This is a genomic window from Pseudomonas eucalypticola (assembly GCF_013374995.1).
Taxonomy (GTDB): Bacteria; Pseudomonadota; Gammaproteobacteria; order Pseudomonadales; family Pseudomonadaceae; genus Aquipseudomonas; species Aquipseudomonas eucalypticola.
Map to the genome: position 1 here is coordinate 4,373,231 of NZ_CP056030.1, position 17,403 is coordinate 4,390,633.

The following is a 17,403-nucleotide window of genomic DNA, read 5'->3' on the forward strand; positions in this document are numbered from 1 at the left end:
GTGATCAGAAGTCTTTGTGCAATTGGACGCCGAAGTAGCGGCGGTCATCCCGCGGTACGATGCGGGTGGTGCTGGTGCCGGTGGACAGCACCGGTGCATAGGCCTTGTCAGCCAGGTTCTTGCCTACCAGTGCTACGCGCCAGCCCTTGCTGTAATCAGCCAGGCCGACGCTGGCGTTCCAGATGCCGTAAGCCCCTTCTTCACTGTTGGGGTTCTGGTCAAGGCTGTATTGCACCTTGCTCTGCCAGCTGTAATCGGTGCCCAGTTCGACATCCAGGCCGTTGTCCAACGGGATGTCGTAGTCGGCGCGCACAAAGCTTTTCCAGTCCGGCGTAAACGGCAGTGGTTTACCGTTGATGTCACAACTGGCGGCGGCGCCGCTGGGGCAGGCGAACTGGTCGATGCGTGCCTGGGTGTAGGCCAGCGAACCGGATAGTTTCAGCTGCCGCGTGGCCTGCAGCGCGTAGTCCAGCTCCACGCCCTGGCTGGTGACGGAACCGGCATTGATCAAGCGGGTAACCACCGAGGTACCGACCACATCGTAGAAGTTGGCCTGGTAGTTCTCGTATTTGGAATGGAACAGCGCCAAGTTGGCAGTCAGACGGTTACTCCAGGCCGAGCTCTTGAGGCCCACTTCCCAGGTGTTGGAGGTCTCCGGATCCAAGGGCTGGACGTCGGTGGCCTGCATGTTGAAGTAGACGTTGTAGGCAGGGCCCTTGTAGCCCCGCGAGTAAGTGATGTACGAGGTCAGGTTGTCGCTCAGGTCATATTGCAGGCCCACGCGCCCAGAGATGCCTGAATCGGTGTGCGAGCCACTGCTGGCGTAGGATGGCCGGATCGAGTTGACCTCCACTGCCGAGGTGGAAACGCGGCGGTGGTCGTACTCGATCTGGTCCAGGGTGTAGCGCAGGCCGAAGATGCCGCGCAGGTCACTGCGAAAATTGAACGTGCTCTCACCAAATACCGCATAGCTGTCGTTGGTGGCGCTGTAGTCGGCCACGCCGGTGTTGCCCACCGAGTTGGTCACGCTCAGGCGCCGATAGGTCTCATCCGACTTGCCGTGGAACAGGTAAGTGCCCAGCACGTATTCCACGAACTGGCCCTTGGGGGAGGTCAGGCGCACTTCCTGGCTCAACTGGTCGTAGTCCACCGTACCCTTGTCGTGCACGGCGGTTACGGGCAGGGCCGCGAGGTTATCGTTGTCTTGGTACTGGCTGTTGTTCCAGCCGCGCCACGCGGTGATGGAGGTCAGCGTGAAGTCGTTGGCCAGCGACCAGTCAGCCTGCAGCGAAAGCCCCTGGTTGCGGTCATCGACATAGGTTTTGTAGTCGCTGCTGATCTTGCGGTTGCTGTTGCCCGGCACCACTGGCGAGATACCCGCAGCCACGGCGGCGCTAGGTTTGACCACCACCGAAGGGGTATCGTTTTCACCGTCGCTGTAGTCACCGATCAAGGTCAGCTTGAGGTCGTCACGGGGCTGGAATTCGAGCTTGCCACGTACGCCTTTGCGCTCGTAGCCATTGACCTCGTGGCCGTTGGTCACGTTCTCGACGTTGCCGTCATAACGGCCGACCGAAGTGGTCAGCGAGCCCTTCAGGGTGTCGCTCAGGCGCCCGCCGATGCCGAAGCGCAGGCGGTTTTCATCGCCGCCGCCATAATGGGCATAATCGACATAGCCATGCGTCTGTTCGGGGATGTCGCGGGTGACGATGTTCAGCACGCCCGCTGAAGCGTTCTTGCCGAACAGCGTGCCCTGGGGGCCGCGCAGCACCTCGATGCGGTCCACGTCCAGCAAGTCCAGCGTCGACTGCCCAGGACGGGCGTACACCACGCCGTCGACGACTGTGGCCACGCTGGGCTCCACACCCGGCGAGGTGGAGATGGTGCCGATACCGCGCACGAACAGTGAGCTGTCCTTGTTCGAAGCGCTGGGCCGGTAATTGAGGGTCGGGATTTCCTGAACGATGGAGCTGACATTGTTGCGGTTGTCACGCTCCAGGGTTTCGCCATCGAGCACGGTCACCGCCACCGGCACTTTCTGCAGCGACTCCTCGCGGCGCGTAGCGGTGACAGTGACGGCCTTGAGGGTCGGCGACGCTTGAGTGCCGGCGTCGCTCCCCGCGTCGCCGGTGGCCGCTTGCGCGACAGGTATGCATAACAGCCCCAGCAAGGCACCTTGGTGCAGGGTACTGGCAACACGTTTCATCGGTCTGATCCTGTGTGATTATCCGGCAGCCGGTTCCAGCGCCGATGGCATTGCACCTAAGCAACGCCGAACGACGCCCTGGCTTCCCGTGATCGGGTCAGGTCGAAGGGCACGCCTTTTTCATGGACGGGGCCCCTGCCCCGCCGGTGGTGTTTTTAGCAGCGTGACGGGGGCGATGTACAAGCCGAAAATCTCATGCCTGTCATGCATGGCGCGTCTGGGTCAGGGAGCGATGGCCCGCACTGGCAGGCTCAGCGGCAGCTCCACGGCGTTGTCACCGACCTTTATCCTGTAGCGGCCAGGCACGACCTGCCAGGCGCGGCGCTGTGGGTCGTAGGTGGAAAAAGCACGCTGGTCGAGGTTGAACGTGACAACCCGGCTTTCGCCCGGTTGCAGATACACGCTGTCGAAGGCCTTGAGTAGCGGCGCTGGCACCTGCGCCGCGAGGGGGAATTCCAGGTATAGCTGTGCAACCACGGTCCCGGCGCGGTTCCCGGCGTTCTGCACGGTGACGGTGGCCTGCAGCGCAGGCACGCCTTTGAAGGTACCGTCGGCGGCAGGAGTGCCGACGGTGAAATGGTCGGTACCCAGGTGCAGGGCGCGGTACGTGAACCGGCTGTACGACAGGCCGAAGCCGAACGGATAGGCCGCCGCCGGTGCCCCACTGCGAGTGTGGTGGCGGTACCCCGTGGCCAAGCCTTCCGGGTACAGTGCCACCGCATTCACGCCCGGGAAGCTGGTGAGCGGCGACGTGGCCAAGTCTTTTTCACTGGCCGGGAACGACACCGGTAACCGACCACCCGGGTTCACCTCGCCCACCAGCACGCTGGCGATCGCTGCCCCGCCGCGAGTGCCGCCATACCAGGCTTCCAGCAGCGCCGGCACCTGGGTCTGCCATGGCAAGGTCACGGCGCTACCCGTAGTCAACACCACCACGGTACGCGGGTTGGCAGCGGCAACGGCTGCAATCAGTCGGTCCTGATCATTGGGCAGGCTCAGGCCGGGGCGGTCGTTGGCTTCGCTGGCGAGGTCGCGGGCGATAACCACGGCAACGTCCGCTTGGCGTGCCGCCTCGACGGCCGCCGCCATGCGGGCGTCCAGTACACCGGGCGGGGGTTGCAGCCCGACCTTCAATTGGCCTTCGCTACCAGCCTTGTCGTAAGTCACTTGCAGGCGATGGGCACCGGTACTCAAGTAGATATGCCTTTGGACACGGCTACCGGGCTGCGTGGCATCAAGCGCCAGAACTACCTGGCCGTCGAGTTGCCAGCGCGCGCGCCCCTGGCCGACCAGATCCAGGCCATAGTCCCCAGCTTGACTGACCTGCAACTGGCCTTGCCAGGTGACCGAACGTGCGTGCTCGGGTGGCCATTGGTAGTGGGCGACGCTGGACAGGGCCATGTCCTGAAAGCCGCGCATGGGAGTGAAGCACAAGCAGCCATCAACCTGTTGGGCGCCGGTGTCGTAGCGCGCCTGCAGGTGCGTGAGCATCGCCCGGGGCAACGGCGCAAAGCCCGGGGCCAGCGAGGCGGGTGATACAGCGTCGGTGCCCGGCGCGTAGGTGATACGGGTAGCAGGCAAGCGCTGGCGCAAGGCCTGCAGCACCGTGTCCTTGCCCGCGGGGGCCGGGTTGGCGGGGCCGCCAGCCGTCAGCGTGTCATCAGCACTGGCCCCGATCAACGCCAAGCTACCAATGCCAGGGCTCAACGGCAACAGGCCTTGACTGTTCTTCAGCAGCACGATGCTGCGCTCGGCCACGTCCTGGGCTTTCACGGCATCGGCGTTGAGGTCGGCAACCGTGCGGGCCGGCGGATTGTCGAAGATACCGTGGCGCATCATGGTTTCCAGGATATGCAGCACCGCCTCATCCACCGGTGCCTCGGCGAAATTGCCAGCCTTGATGGCGGCCAGCAGGCGATCGCCGTACTGGTCGGCGACTCGAAACTCCTGGTCCACGCCATTGCGCAGCGACTCTAGCCCATGATGGGCGCCTGCGTCCGTGCGCACTATACCGGTGAAGCCCCAGCGCTGGCGCAGCAGGTCATGAATCAGGCCGCGATCATCACAGGCGTGCACACCGTTGATCTTGTTATAGGCACACATGACCATCGCCACGTCACCGTCCTCGACCACATCCTGAAACGGTGCGAGGTAGAGTTCGTTGAGGGTTCGCAAATCGATACGCGCATCCATTTGCAAACGATCCTGCTCTACCGTGTTGACCGCGAAATGCTTGGCGTCGGCCAGCACCTGATGGTGCTGCACGCCGCGCACGTAGGCGGTGGCCATGGCAGACACCAGCACCGGGTCTTCACCGAAGGATTCATGGGCACGACCATGGCGTGGGTCGCGCAGCACATCCACGTTGGGCCCGTGTATCACACCATAGCCCAGGGCACGGGTCTCACTGCCGATCACCTCGCCATACGCCTGCGCCACCGCCGGGGAAAACGTAGCGGCCAGCGCCACCGAGGCCGGCATCTGCGTGACCTGGCGGCTGCCGATCATCAGGCCACTGGGGGCGTCACCCTGGGTCATGTCGGGAATCCCCAGGCGCGGAATACCTTTCACGTAGACCTGCCACTGCTGGCCTTCGACCACCTTGCTGCCATAGCCGTACAGCAGCGCCGATTTTTCCTCTACCGTCATGGCCGCGAGCAGTGCCTTGGCACGTTGCGGCACATCAGCGTGGCTCAGAGTGGACAGCATCAGAAACGCAGCGCCAGCGACCAGGCGCAGGGGTGAAGGCATGGTGAATCTCCTCGAATTGGACAACGGCGAGGAGAAATATGGTTATAAACAATCAGAATTTAGAATCTGAAAGTTATTACTGTAGCCTCTTCCCCACCACTGGCCTGGGTTATAGCGAGCCCAGACAGTGCTGTGAAACGCATTGTCTGCATCACCATCATTCCCTGTGAGACTGGTCATGGACCTGCACCAACTGCGCCACTTCGTGGCCTTGGCCGAACACGGCAACTTCACCCGCGCCGCTGAAGCCACCTTCATTACCCAATCCGCGTTCAGCCGCAGCATTCAGGCGCTGGAGCAGAACCTCGGCTGCCTGTTGGTGGAGCGCAGCACGGGTGGGCGCGGTTTCACACTGACGGCCCAGGGGCGCGAATTGCACCGCCGCGCCCGTGACATCATCGTGGGTGTGAGCAACCTGCGTGCCGACCTGCTGGGGCAGGCTCAGGCCAATACTCCCACCTTGGCCCTGGGTTGCGGCCCCCTGCCCGCCGCGCGCCTGATACCGGCGGCGCTAGCAACCTTTCTCGACCAGCACCCGGACACGCGGATCGATTTGCGTGTTGAAACCCCTGACACCCTCAAGGAATACCTGGACAGCGGCGAAATCGAACTGCTGATTGCAGACCTGCGCCATATCGAAACGAGCAAGGGCTATGTCACTCAAGCCTTGCGCCCTCGCCGCTTCCAGTTGTTCTGCCGCCTGCGTCACCCGCTGCTGAGCAGCGGCGCCACGTCGTTTCGCGCATTGGCCGATTACCCAATGGCGTGTTCCTCGTTACCCGCGGAGTTGCGCGTGTTGCTAACCGAGCAGGCGGGGCGAGCGACGCTCCCAATCAACCTGGAGTGCAAACACACCGACATGCTGGTGCAGATGGCGGTGGGTTCCAACCTGGTCGGGATAGCGGGCGAAGACGTGGTCGCCTACCTAGTCGCCAAGGGTGAGGTGGAACGCCTCAATTTCATCGATGCACCCCAGGGCCTGCTGCAAGGCGGCACCTGCTTTGGTGTGGTGTATCGCGCCGACCGCGCGTTGTCATCGCTTGCCAGGGCCATGGCGATGGCTATCGGCGAAGCAGACGAGCTGTACGTCGCAGCGGGTGACAACGCGGTGAGGCGCTTCGATCTGGCAGTTTGAGCAGCGCCAATCCGCGTCGGGCTGGCCATGGTGCAAGGATGGCCATATGATGGCCGACCTTGGACGCCATGGAGGCGGCCATTGTCATGATTCAAAAGGAATAGTCATGAAAGATTTCGTGATCAGCGTCAACAACACCGTTCTCTACATTGCCCTTGGCGTTATCTGGCTCACGGCAATCGTGATGCTGTTCAACAGCTTCCTGGTAGGTGTGGGGACCTTCGTGGTGGGCACGTTGAGCTGGTGCATCGTTTCGGGGTTCTGGTTCGTGCAGTCGGCGACGTATGAAGAGCTGCGCAAGCTCAACAGCAAGAGCAACTGAGGCTCAAGCTAAGCCCGGGCAGAACGCTCGAAAACATGAAAAAGCCCGGCCTGTGAAGGTTGGGCTTTTTTGTGGACGCCAGCCAGGGCGCGTCAGGAGCACGCCGGTAGCCCTGCCGAACGCCAGAAAGACAAAACCCCCAGCTGCTTTCGCAACTGGGGGTTTCGGAATTTAATCTTGACGATGACCTACTCTCACATGGGGAAACCCCACACTACCATCGGCGATGCATCGTTTCACTGCTGAGTTCGGGATGGGATCAGGTGGTTCCAATGCTCTATGGTCGTCAAGAAATTCTGTAGCCAGGATGCCCTTGGGAGGCACTCCAGCGAATCGGGTATGTGATGGTATTTGTGAACTGCAAACTTTCGGTGCGTGTCATCTTCACGACACCGCAATCTGGTCATTCGACGCAAATTGCTTGGGTGTTATATGGTCAAGCCTCACGGGCAATTAGTATTGGTTAGCTCAACGCCTCACAGCGCTTACACACCCAACCTATCAACGTCGTAGTCTTCGACGGCCCTTTAGGGAACTCAAGGTTCCAGTGAGATCTCATCTTGAGGCAAGTTTCCCGCTTAGATGCTTTCAGCGGTTATCTTTTCCGAACATAGCTACCCGGCAATGCCACTGGCGTGACAACCGGAACACCAGAGGTTCGTCCACTCCGGTCCTCTCGTACTAGGAGCAGCCCCTCTCAAATCTCAAACGTCCACGGCAGATAGGGACCGAACTGTCTCACGACGTTCTAAACCCAGCTCGCGTACCACTTTAAATGGCGAACAGCCATACCCTTGGGACCGGCTTCAGCCCCAGGATGTGATGAGCCGACATCGAGGTGCCAAACACCGCCGTCGATATGAACTCTTGGGCGGTATCAGCCTGTTATCCCCGGAGTACCTTTTATCCGTTGAGCGATGGCCCTTCCATACAGAACCACCGGATCACTAAGACCTACTTTCGTACCTGCTCGACGTGTCTGTCTCGCAGTCAAGCGCGCTTTTGCCTTTATACTCTACGACCGATTTCCGACCGGTCTGAGCGCACCTTCGTACTCCTCCGTTACTCTTTAGGAGGAGACCGCCCCAGTCAAACTACCCACCATACACTGTCCTCGATCCGGATAACGGACCTGAGTTAGAACCTCAAAGTTGCCAGGGTGGTATTTCAAGGATGGCTCCACGCGAACTGGCGTCCACGCTTCAAAGCCTCCCACCTATCCTACACAAGCAAATTCAAAGTCCAGTGCAAAGCTATAGTAAAGGTTCACGGGGTCTTTCCGTCTAGCCGCGGATACACTGCATCTTCACAGCGATTTCAATTTCACTGAGTCTCGGGTGGAGACAGCGCCGCCATCGTTACGCCATTCGTGCAGGTCGGAACTTACCCGACAAGGAATTTCGCTACCTTAGGACCGTTATAGTTACGGCCGCCGTTTACCGGGGCTTCGATCAAGAGCTTCGCGTTAGCTAACCCCATCAATTAACCTTCCGGCACCGGGCAGGCGTCACACCCTATACGTCCACTTTCGTGTTTGCAGAGTGCTGTGTTTTTAATAAACAGTCGCAGCGGCCTGGTATCTTCGACCGGCATGGGCTTACGGAGCAAGTCCTTCACCCTCACCGGCGCACCTTCTCCCGAAGTTACGGTGCCATTTTGCCTAGTTCCTTCACCCGAGTTCTCTCAAGCGCCTTGGTATTCTCTACCCAACCACCTGTGTCGGTTTGGGGTACGGTTCCTGGTTACCTGAAGCTTAGAAGCTTTTCTTGGAAGCATGGCATCAACCACTTCGTCGTCTAAAGACAACTCGTCATCAGCTCTCGGCCTTAAGATCCCGGATTTACCTAAGATCTCAGCCTACCACCTTAAACTTGGACAACCAACGCCAAGCTGGCCTAGCCTTCTCCGTCCCTCCATCGCAATAACCAGAAGTACAGGAATATTAACCTGTTTTCCATCGACTACGCTTTTCAGCCTCGCCTTAGGGACCGACTAACCCTGCGTCGATTAACGTTGCGCAGGAAACCTTGGTCTTTCGGCGTGGGTGTTTTTCACACCCATTGTCGTTACTCATGTCAGCATTCGCACTTCTGATACCTCCAGCAAGCTTCTCAACTCACCTTCACAGGCTTACAGAACGCTCCTCTACCGCATCATCAAAAGATGATACCCGTAGCTTCGGTGCATGGTTTGAGCCCCGTTACATCTTCCGCGCAGGCCGACTCGACTAGTGAGCTATTACGCTTTCTTTAAAGGGTGGCTGCTTCTAAGCCAACCTCCTAGCTGTCTAAGCCTTCCCACATCGTTTCCCACTTAACCATGACTTTGGGACCTTAGCTGACGGTCTGGGTTGTTTCCCTTTTCACGACGGACGTTAGCACCCGCCGTGTGTCTCCCATGCTCGGCACTTGTAGGTATTCGGAGTTTGCATCGGTTTGGTAAGTCGGGATGACCCCCTAGCCGAAACAGTGCTCTACCCCCTACAGTGATACATGAGGCGCTACCTAAATAGCTTTCGAGGAGAACCAGCTATCTCCGAGCTTGATTAGCCTTTCACTCCGATCCACAGGTCATCCGCTAACTTTTCAACGGTAGTCGGTTCGGTCCTCCAGTTAGTGTTACCCAACCTTCAACCTGCCCATGGATAGATCGCCCGGTTTCGGGTCTATACCCAGCGACTAAACGCGCTATTAACACTCGCTTTCGCTACGCCTCCCCTATTCGGTTAAGCTCGCCACTGAATATAAGTCGCTGACCCATTATACAAAAGGTACGCAGTCACAGAACAAAGTCTGCTCCCACTGCTTGTACGCATACGGTTTCAGGATCTATTTCACTCCCCTCTCCGGGGTTCTTTTCGCCTTTCCCTCACGGTACTAGTTCACTATCGGTCAGTCAGTAGTATTTAGCCTTGGAGGATGGTCCCCCCATATTCAGACAAAGTTTCTCGTGCTCCGTCCTACTCGATTTCATTGACAAGAGATTTTCGCGTACAGGGCTATCACCCACTATGGCCGCACTTTCCAGAGCGTTCCGCTAATCTCAAATCAACTTAAGGGCTGGTCCCCGTTCGCTCGCCACTACTAAGGGAATCTCGGTTGATTTCTTTTCCTCAGGGTACTTAGATGTTTCAGTTCCCCTGGTTCGCCTCTCAAGCCTATGTATTCAGCTTGAGATAACCATCTTATGATGGCTGGGTTCCCCCATTCAGACATCTCCGGATCACAGTCTGTTTGCCGACTCCCCGAAGCTTTTCGCAGGCTACCACGTCTTTCATCGCCTCTGACTGCCAAGGCATCCACCGTATGCGCTTCTTCACTTGACCATATAACCCCAAGCAATCTGGTTATACTGTGAAGACGACATTCGCCGAAAATTTGCAATTCGAATCACAAATTTTACCTTAGCCTGATCCGTTACCAGTGAAAGTAACGTTCAGTCTATCTTTCTATCACATACCCAAATTTTTAAAGAACGATTCTGATAAAGTTCAGAAATCAATATTCGATCCGAATATTCATTTCTAAGCTTTGACAAGGTAACAAAGGATGGTGGAGCCAAGCGGGATCGAACCGCTGACCTCCTGCGTGCAAGGCAGGCGCTCTCCCAGCTGAGCTATGGCCCCAACAAGAAACTGGTGGGTCTGGGCAGATTCGAACTGCCGACCTCACCCTTATCAGGGGTGCGCTCTAACCAACTGAGCTACAGACCCAATTTCGAGCTACTTAGGCCGACCTCACCCTGCTCTTTACCACAAAGCATGGGGTGCGCTCTAACCAACTGACCTACAACTCAGTTAAGAGCTGTTACCGATATCGTCTTCTTCAATGAATCAAGCAATTCGTGTGGGAGCTCATGATACAGCTGATGTCGTCGATTAAGGAGGTGATCCAGCCGCAGGTTCCCCTACGGCTACCTTGTTACGACTTCACCCCAGTCATGAATCACACCGTGGTAACCGTCCCCCGAAGGTTAGACTAGCTACTTCTGGTGCAACCCACTCCCATGGTGTGACGGGCGGTGTGTACAAGGCCCGGGAACGTATTCACCGCGACATTCTGATTCGCGATTACTAGCGATTCCGACTTCACGCAGTCGAGTTGCAGACTGCGATCCGGACTACGATCGGTTTTGTGAGATTAGCTCCACCTCGCGGCTTGGCAACCCTCTGTACCGACCATTGTAGCACGTGTGTAGCCCAGGCCGTAAGGGCCATGATGACTTGACGTCATCCCCACCTTCCTCCGGTTTGTCACCGGCAGTCTCCTTAGAGTGCCCACCATAACGTGCTGGTAACTAAGGACAAGGGTTGCGCTCGTTACGGGACTTAACCCAACATCTCACGACACGAGCTGACGACAGCCATGCAGCACCTGTCTCAATGTTCCCGAAGGCACCAATCCATCTCTGGAAAGTTCATTGGATGTCAAGGCCTGGTAAGGTTCTTCGCGTTGCTTCGAATTAAACCACATGCTCCACCGCTTGTGCGGGCCCCCGTCAATTCATTTGAGTTTTAACCTTGCGGCCGTACTCCCCAGGCGGTCAACTTAATGCGTTAGCTGCGCCACTAAAGTCTCAAGGACCCCAACGGCTAGTTGACATCGTTTACGGCGTGGACTACCAGGGTATCTAATCCTGTTTGCTCCCCACGCTTTCGCACCTCAGTGTCAGTATCAGTCCAGGTAGTCGCCTTCGCCACTGGTGTTCCTTCCTATATCTACGCATTTCACCGCTACACAGGAAATTCCACTACCCTCTACCATACTCTAGCTTGCCAGTTTCGGATGCAGTTCCCAGGTTGAGCCCGGGGATTTCACATCCGACTTAACAAACCACCTACGCGCGCTTTACGCCCAGTAATTCCGATTAACGCTTGCACCCTCTGTATTACCGCGGCTGCTGGCACAGAGTTAGCCGGTGCTTATTCTGTCGGTAACGTCAAAATTGCAGAGTATTAATCTACAACCCTTCCTCCCAACTTAAAGTGCTTTACAATCCGAAGACCTTCTTCACACACGCGGCATGGCTGGATCAGGCTTTCGCCCATTGTCCAATATTCCCCACTGCTGCCTCCCGTAGGAGTCTGGACCGTGTCTCAGTTCCAGTGTGACTGATCATCCTCTCAGACCAGTTACGGATCGTCGCCTTGGTGAGCCATTACCTCACCAACTAGCTAATCCGACCTAGGCTCATCTGATAGCGCAAGGCCCGAAGGTCCCCTGCTTTCTCCCGTAGGACGTATGCGGTATTAGCGTTCCTTTCGAAACGTTGTCCCCCACTACCAGGCAGATTCCTAGGCATTACTCACCCGTCCGCCGCTGAATCAGAGAGCAAGCTCCCTTCATCCGCTCGACTTGCATGTGTTAGGCCTGCCGCCAGCGTTCAATCTGAGCCATGATCAAACTCTTCAGTTCAATACTGCAATCGGGTTTTGAGAAAACCCTATAAACTTGGCTCAGCAATCGTTGGTTAAACCATGATTTCTCGTGGAGTAACTTATGATGCTGATAATCTTTTTGACTATCAGTCTGAGTCACAAGCACCCACACGAATTGCTTGATTCAGTTGTTAAAGAGCGGTTGGTTGATTCTTTCGTCTCAACCGAGGCGCGCATTCTACGCTTTCCTCAGAGTCTGTCAAGCGTTTATTTTGAAGTTTTCAGAGAATCTCTAACAACTTCAACCACTTGACTCGCTTCGATCTCTCGTTAGCGGGAGGCGAATTCTACAGCGATTTGAGTCGCTGTCAACTGCCTTTTCACCGCTTTCGACATTAAAATCGAAACACTTCGGAGCGGGCCACTTTGGTTAACTGCTTGATTATCAAGGAGTTTTCCGTTTGGTCTGCGCCGGAAGTGGGGCGAATTATAGAGAGATCTGCGGGGGCGTCAAGGGTTAATTTCGGGAAATTGTCTTTTAAGTCAAAAGGTTCCCTGCTTGGCACCTTATAAAGGCCGCCAGGTGCATGCCTTGATGCTTCTGGTGTTCTTGAGATCGAGCGCCGCCCGCGCGGAGCTTCGCGGGCAAGGGCTCGGCGCCGCCCCCGCTCCCACGTCTGTTTCGGGCCAGTTATGTCTGTGCCATCACCTGGGCCGCCTTGTTTGTTCGCTGCAGATCTGTGTCGGTGCAACTAGGCGGTCGCGGTGACGTCCCAGCATGTTGCAGCAGAGCTTGCTCGCGAACGCGCCGCGCGGGCGGCGCTCCGTCTTGAGAACACCGGAAAGCCAGAGCCCTACACCTGGTGGCCTTTATGCCCCCGGCATGCCCCCTCCCCTTCTATATAGTTCCAATCCACTCCCTAAATAGAAAGCCACCCACCACTCGCTCTTCCTCCCCAAACATCAGAATTGGACCAAGACCGAGAAACAGGCAGCCAACATCCAAATCCCATCCCAACAGAATTACCGCCATCCGATCCACGGTGGGCGCCGCAGCTCAGCACATGAGAGGGCGAAGCAAGGATTCCACCCACGAGAAGTACATTTGTACCCCACCCAACAAGAGCCTGCTGCATCGGGCGCGGCGGACAGACAGGTGAGCGAACTTCATCAGCCTAAATTGAAAGATGCTGGGCGAGGCTAACACCAAAGACCAGCGGCACTAGAAGTCGGGACGTACGCATTACTGACCGCTGCAAGGTCGGAGGCAGGGGCGTGAGGGCGGCCAGTCGGCAATCGAGAACCACACGTAGGCACTGAAATAAGAAAGGTCACGCAAACGTCACGCACATGAAAAAGCCCAACCTTTTCAGATTGGGCTAAGTCATTGAATTATATGGTCGGGACGGAGTGATTCGAACACTCGACCCCTAGCACCCCATGCTAAGGCTTTTCATAGCGTAACTACCTGATTTAAAAGGTATTTTACCAGTTTCAGACAGTGCAAAAAACACGGATTTTAGTGGTTTTGCAAACGGAAATGCGCGGCCTCCAGCTGTGGTTTTGCGCAGATCTGTACCCCATCTTACGGCGTCCTGCCGACTGTAAAAACACCTTCACAAAAAGCAGTGCTACCCTCCGATTTCCAACGGAGGGATTTCCATGACAGCAGTACAGATGCTTCAACGGTTGATGGTCGCCCAGGTCAAATCGAACCACGCCCTCGGCGCGGCCATCGAGGAACTGGCCCTGTGGGCCGAGCAGAACGGCGGTGCCCAGGCGGCGAGGAATGCTCGCGACGCGTTGAGCGCGCTGGACGATTCCAGTGAGCTCATCGGCCACTGCCTCGAAGAGCTGGGGAAGGAGGCGTCACGCTGAGAAAATACCTGACGAATTGGCACGTCCACCCTCTATGAAGCGCTGACTGCCCCGGGCATGATGCCTTATTGCCATTACCGAGGCGGACGTCATGCCAGACAGGCCGATCAAGCTCAGGAGATGGAACGAGTCATGGAGGCTGATAGGAGATAGCATCCAGTGCTCCCGGTGCGGACGGGCTCAGGACAAGCGGTACCGGGCGAAGCCTTTTGTCCACGCTGCTGATTGTATGGCCAAAACGGATGAGCCTCAGCTCCCGTGGCGTGACCTACACGATATTCTCCATTCGATATTTGGAGTTGAGGGATGACCAGGCGCCGGAGGGAAAGCAAGACAGCTAGAGCGGCTTAAACGACACCTGACGCACAGCCTGCGAAAGAGCCTCCATTGACCACGGCTTTTGGAGAAAAAGCACATGTGACGGGATCTCAATGACTTCCGATGCGTATCCTGAGGTGAGCATTAATGGAACCTCAGGCCATCGCTGTTTCACTTCATTCAAGAGATCCGCGCCGGTCAGAGCTCCGGGAACACCGTAGTCCGCAATAACCAGGTCACAGACGCCCTGAACGCTTGCCAAGTATTGAAGGCCCTCGTCGGCGGTGCGAAACGAAACGCAGTGGTTGAAGAAGTCAGTCATCATCTCCTCTACCAGCATTCGAATTGCCGCATCATCCTCGATTATGACCACCAGCTTCTTCAGCGGGAAGCGGTTATCCATCAGCTCTCCAGTACGGCCTTATGGGTTTGCGGTTCTATTTACACCACTCGAGGCACGAAACCCAGAGATTTTATATAAGCCTGCACCACCACGATTGCGCATACATCACGCCATCCACTTCCTCGATGCCGCTCAGGATCAGTCCGTTGGGAACCATGCTGGCCAAGTTCACGTCTAGCAACAGCGGCAAGAGCGGCGGCTGCATTGGCCACGCCCCTCGAATTTTGGCGACCCTGGAAACCCGCTTCAGGCATTCAACTCGCTCCTCCTCCACCGCGATCCCGCCGCGTACAGGCTGGGCCTTGCGCAGCTCATCGGCGTCCAGTGCCACGCCCAGGTGCCGCCGGCGAACCACCAGGAAGTGCATCACCGGCCACCCTGCAGCCGGGCCAGGTCGGCGCGCAGAGCGTCCCGCTGGCGGGTGAGCTTTTCGGTGATCTGCACCAGGCGGGCGATCCGGTCTCGCGCGGCCTGAATGTCGCGGTAAGCTTCGTTCAGCTCCGTCTCGAGCAGCACGCACTGGTGCTTGTAGGTCTCCAGCAGTGTCGGCGAGCCGTCGGCAAAAGGGTCTTTGTAGGGAAACATCGTGAGCACCGGAATACTGTATATGCGAACAGTATCCGGAACCTGATTTGCCCGGTCAATTATGCTTGGCGCGCAAGCTATCCGCCGTGGCACACCCGGGCATAGTCCTGCAGGGCCTTCAGGGCTGAGCGCTCGCGGATGAGGTCGGCGCGGAGATCGAAAACAGCTTGTCCAGCTTCTCCACTGAGTTCGACTGTTCCTGCATTGCCCACGCCGGCGGCGCTGGCGGTACCGGGCACCCCGCTGCTACCGCTACCATTTGCGGAGCAACTGCCCGCGATCCGCAGCCGCTGAGTGCCAGCAGCAACATCAGCGCGCAGGCGGTCATTGGCAGCCTGAGTCGCAGCGTACTTCTGGCGCAGGGTTTCGTTTTCGGCGAGAGCATCGGTTTTCTCCTTGGTGCGCTGGGCGTCGATATCTGCGGCCTTCTGCTCGGCCGCCTGCTGTATCGCCAGGGCCTTGCTGGTCTGCGCGGCTCCGGCGTTGTTGATGGCGGTCAGGTGCGCCTGGTACCCGGCCGATTGCGCGGCCAGTTGCTCGCCGTAGCTGTTGGCCTGCCAGACCCAGGCCACGTAGAAGCTGCCGGCCATGAGCAGCAGCACCAGGCCGGCGGCCACATACGACTTGATCAGGGTCTCGTTCATGCCAGAGCCCTGCGCACGCCTTCCTCGATCACCGCCTGGGTGTACGGAATGCCGCCGTTTTCGTGGTTGATGATCCCCATGGTGATGCCCAGCAGGGTCTTGAAGTCAGCCAGCACCAGCGGTGCTGTGGGCAGCACCACCATCCGCTTGGCCACGGCCGCGATGTAGGCGGCAGTGTTGTTCTCGTTGCCCGGGGCCCATCGGGTGATCACTTCGGTAACAGTATCGATGCCAGGCTTACCTACACCAGGCATGCCGTCCTTGCCCCGATAGGCGAGGATCAACTTGCCCAGTGCACGGATGCCGTTTTCCGGGCAGTCGAACTCGGCGAAGCGCGGATTCGGCACGCCGGCGCTCTTGGGCTCAAGACCGATCTGGCCCACCCAGGCGTTGCGCGGGTTGTAGTCGATGTTCCCAGGATTTTTGTTGCGGACGCCGCGGGGAATGGCTGGCATTTACTTTTTCTCCAGACGAAAAAAAGCCCGCTCGGCGGCGGGCATGGGTAGGTGTGCCTGGCTCAGGCAGCCGGGTCAGGCTCGGTATCCGGTACCGGTGTGGCGGTGATGGTCACCTCGGCGCTGTAGGTATTGAGCAACTGCGCGGTGCGTACGATCGCCTGGGGCTGGGCGGCCAGTATCTCGCGGGCCTTTGCGTCGGCCTCTTCAGCCGTGGCGTAGGTCTGCTGGTTGGCCGCGTCGAAGGCATTGGTTGAATTGATGACGATGAAGGGCATGGTGATTCTCCAGGCGAAAAAAACCCGCATAGATGACGGGCATTGGGGATAGGCGGTTAATTAGGTTGCCGAGGCTGAAAGTTTCGCCTCCAGGCGGGCCAGGCGTTCTTCTTGGCCGCGGGCGATAAAAAGTCCGAGTTGGTCGTATCGGAAGCCATACCGGTTACCGGCGTCGCGAGCTTCCTGAATTACGACCTGCTCCCGGGAGGTTTCTTCCCAGGTAAACGCTGGAAAATCCTTATATTGTTGAAACTGAGAGTAAGGAACATTTTGATAAAGAGGCTCGCCAGCTGAATAGATATTTCCACGAATAACTTCTTCGGTTATTTCCTCCAGGGCCGGCCACTCGTCATAACAAATGAAGGCATAACTCATGGCATCCAAGCCTTGGCCGCTCATTATTTCAATTGCCCTCTGCACAGTCATCCCTATGTGAGTACGTGCATCTTCACCTTTTACGACGATTGATGACAGCCATTTATATGAACCGATTTCAGCAGCAAGCAACATAGCCGCCGACACTTCTGAATCCGTCAGTTTCGAAACTTCAGTTTTTTCGCGAGCATCTGAGGTATTGATAGTACCGGTAACAGCGTACAACGAAGCGAATCGATTCTGCCCGGTACCACAGTTCATTCCGCCATCTGTATTGGGGAAGAAGGAGCCCCCCATACTCAATCCAGTAGAGCCCGCCCCCATTACCGTTACGTTTGTTGCAGAGTTCGCGATAATTCTAGAGGTATAATCAGCCGCCGATGAATTATAGTGAAAATCAATATAAGCACCTCCGGTCAACTCGAGGCCGGTAAGAGTTGGGGCATCCCCCGGGCCAACGCCTAGCGCTGTCCTCGCCCCCGCCTGAGTACTTGCCCCGGTACCGCCCTTGGCAATTGGCAAAGCAGCAGGCAAAGCCGGCGGAGTGCCGGTCGCGCCAAGCTGGTTGTAAATCTCAACCATGTTGGCTTCGGTCTTGACGAATGCACCGCGCACGGTGTCGCCGTCGGCGCCCGCGGGTGGAGTGCCGAGGTTCAGCGTTTGTTTAGACATATCG

12 protein-coding genes, 2 tRNA genes and 3 rRNA genes are annotated in these 17,403 nt (G+C 57.5%); 3 read left to right on the forward strand and 14 right to left on the reverse strand.

Features of this window, described 5'->3' with window-relative positions:
* Positions 1 to 4 precede the first annotated feature (4 nt).
* Together HWQ56_RS19160 and HWQ56_RS19165 are read right to left on the reverse strand one after the other, a co-directional pair.
* A complete protein-coding gene (locus HWQ56_RS19160) occupies positions 5 to 2,206 on the reverse strand; it encodes a TonB-dependent receptor (RefSeq protein ID WP_176571505.1) in 2,202 nt (733 codons plus the stop codon).
* Positions 2,207 to 2,428: 222 nt separating this feature from the next.
* Positions 2,429 to 4,957, reverse strand: a complete 2,529-nt coding sequence (locus HWQ56_RS19165) for a beta-glucosidase H (RefSeq protein ID WP_176571506.1) — start codon at positions 4,955 to 4,957, stop codon at positions 2,429 to 2,431.
* Between the two features lie 178 nt (positions 4,958 to 5,135).
* On the opposite strand from HWQ56_RS19165, the gene HWQ56_RS19170 reads away from it, so the two are divergent.
* Entirely contained in the window at positions 5,136 to 6,092 is a 957-nt protein-coding gene (locus HWQ56_RS19170; protein ID WP_176571507.1) for a LysR family transcriptional regulator, read from the forward strand.
* A gap of 106 nt (positions 6,093 to 6,198) precedes the next feature.
* On the forward strand, positions 6,199 to 6,414 hold the full coding sequence (locus HWQ56_RS19175) for a hypothetical protein (protein ID WP_158157379.1): 216 nt from the start codon (positions 6,199 to 6,201) through the stop codon (positions 6,412 to 6,414).
* 175 nt (positions 6,415 to 6,589) lie between these two features.
* On the opposite strand, the gene rrf is transcribed toward HWQ56_RS19175, so the two are convergent.
* The 5 genes from rrf to HWQ56_RS19200 form a co-directional block, all read right to left on the reverse strand.
* Positions 6,590 to 6,705, reverse strand: a 5S ribosomal RNA gene (gene rrf / locus HWQ56_RS19180).
* 141 nt (positions 6,706 to 6,846) lie between these two features.
* Positions 6,847 to 9,739: ribosomal RNA gene (locus HWQ56_RS19185) — 23S ribosomal RNA — on the reverse strand.
* A 224-nt stretch (positions 9,740 to 9,963) separates the two neighbouring features.
* Positions 9,964 to 10,039: transfer RNA gene (locus tag HWQ56_RS19190), tRNA-Ala, on the reverse strand.
* A gap of 10 nt (positions 10,040 to 10,049) precedes the next feature.
* Positions 10,050 to 10,126, reverse strand: a tRNA-Ile gene (locus tag HWQ56_RS19195).
* Between the two features lie 166 nt (positions 10,127 to 10,292).
* Positions 10,293 to 11,828, reverse strand: a 16S ribosomal RNA gene (locus tag HWQ56_RS19200).
* Together the 16S, 23S and 5S rRNA genes with 2 tRNA genes alongside form the textbook arrangement of a ribosomal RNA operon.
* A 1,625-nt stretch (positions 11,829 to 13,453) precedes the next feature.
* Here HWQ56_RS19200 and HWQ56_RS19205 point away from each other — a divergent pair.
* Positions 13,454 to 13,669, forward strand: a complete 216-nt coding sequence (locus tag HWQ56_RS19205) for a hypothetical protein (protein ID WP_176571508.1) — start codon at positions 13,454 to 13,456, stop codon at positions 13,667 to 13,669.
* A 337-nt stretch (positions 13,670 to 14,006) separates the two neighbouring features.
* On the opposite strand, the gene HWQ56_RS19210 is transcribed toward HWQ56_RS19205, so the two are convergent.
* The 7 genes from HWQ56_RS19210 to HWQ56_RS19240 form a co-directional block, all read right to left on the reverse strand.
* Positions 14,007 to 14,390, reverse strand: coding sequence for a response regulator (locus HWQ56_RS19210; RefSeq protein ID WP_176571509.1), 384 nt, complete (start codon positions 14,388 to 14,390; stop codon positions 14,007 to 14,009).
* Between the two features lie 70 nt (positions 14,391 to 14,460).
* Entirely contained in the window at positions 14,461 to 14,757 is a 297-nt protein-coding gene (locus tag HWQ56_RS19215) for a hypothetical protein (protein WP_176571510.1), read from the reverse strand.
* The gene (locus tag HWQ56_RS19220) at positions 14,757 to 14,975 is read right to left on the reverse strand and encodes a hypothetical protein (RefSeq protein ID WP_176571511.1); all 219 of its coding nucleotides are present in this window, start codon (positions 14,973 to 14,975) and stop codon (positions 14,757 to 14,759) included. The genes HWQ56_RS19215 and HWQ56_RS19220 overlap by 1 nt, the downstream gene beginning before the upstream one ends.
* Before the next feature lie 77 nt (positions 14,976 to 15,052).
* Positions 15,053 to 15,619, reverse strand: a complete 567-nt coding sequence (locus HWQ56_RS28960; protein WP_209008687.1) for a lysis system i-spanin subunit Rz — start codon at positions 15,617 to 15,619, stop codon at positions 15,053 to 15,055.
* Positions 15,616 to 16,074 carry a structural protein P5 gene (locus HWQ56_RS19230; RefSeq protein WP_176571512.1) on the reverse strand — a complete coding sequence of 153 codons (459 nt, stop codon included), beginning with the start codon at positions 16,072 to 16,074 and terminating at the stop codon, positions 15,616 to 15,618. The genes HWQ56_RS28960 and HWQ56_RS19230 overlap by 4 nt, the downstream gene beginning before the upstream one ends.
* 62 nt (positions 16,075 to 16,136) lie before the next feature.
* Positions 16,137 to 16,352 (reverse strand): hypothetical protein, encoded by a 216-nt coding sequence (locus HWQ56_RS19235; RefSeq protein WP_176571513.1) that lies wholly within the window; start codon positions 16,350 to 16,352, stop codon positions 16,137 to 16,139.
* A 60-nt stretch (positions 16,353 to 16,412) separates the two neighbouring features.
* Entirely contained in the window at positions 16,413 to 17,399 is a 987-nt protein-coding gene (locus HWQ56_RS19240; RefSeq protein ID WP_176571514.1) for a tail fiber domain-containing protein, read from the reverse strand.
* Between the last annotated feature and the right edge of the window lie 4 nt (positions 17,400 to 17,403).

Excerpts from the sequence above, each read along its gene's own strand:
- HWQ56_RS19160 (WP_176571505.1), bottom strand. The coding sequence starts at position 2,206 with ATGAAACGTGTTGCCAGTACCCTGCACCAAGGTGCCTTGCTGGGGCTG.
- HWQ56_RS19165 (WP_176571506.1), bottom strand. The coding sequence starts at position 4,957 with ATGCCTTCACCCCTGCGCCTGGTCGCTGGCGCTGCGTTTCTGATGCTG.
- HWQ56_RS19170 (WP_176571507.1), top strand. The coding sequence starts at position 5,136 with ATGGACCTGCACCAACTGCGCCACTTCGTGGCCTTGGCCGAACACGGC.
- HWQ56_RS19175 (WP_158157379.1), top strand. The coding sequence starts at position 6,199 with ATGAAAGATTTCGTGATCAGCGTCAACAACACCGTTCTCTACATTGCC.
- HWQ56_RS19205 (WP_176571508.1), top strand. The coding sequence starts at position 13,454 with ATGACAGCAGTACAGATGCTTCAACGGTTGATGGTCGCCCAGGTCAAA.
- HWQ56_RS19210 (WP_176571509.1), bottom strand. The coding sequence starts at position 14,390 with ATGGATAACCGCTTCCCGCTGAAGAAGCTGGTGGTCATAATCGAGGAT.
- HWQ56_RS19215 (WP_176571510.1), bottom strand. The coding sequence starts at position 14,757 with ATGCACTTCCTGGTGGTTCGCCGGCGGCACCTGGGCGTGGCACTGGAC.
- HWQ56_RS19220 (WP_176571511.1), bottom strand. The coding sequence starts at position 14,975 with ATGTTTCCCTACAAAGACCCTTTTGCCGACGGCTCGCCGACACTGCTG.
- HWQ56_RS28960 (WP_209008687.1), bottom strand. The coding sequence starts at position 15,619 with ATGAACGAGACCCTGATCAAGTCGTATGTGGCCGCCGGCCTGGTGCTG.
- HWQ56_RS19230 (WP_176571512.1), bottom strand. The coding sequence starts at position 16,074 with ATGCCAGCCATTCCCCGCGGCGTCCGCAACAAAAATCCTGGGAACATC.
- HWQ56_RS19235 (WP_176571513.1), bottom strand. The coding sequence starts at position 16,352 with ATGCCCTTCATCGTCATCAATTCAACCAATGCCTTCGACGCGGCCAAC.
- HWQ56_RS19240 (WP_176571514.1), bottom strand. The coding sequence starts at position 17,399 with ATGTCTAAACAAACGCTGAACCTCGGCACTCCACCCGCGGGCGCCGAC.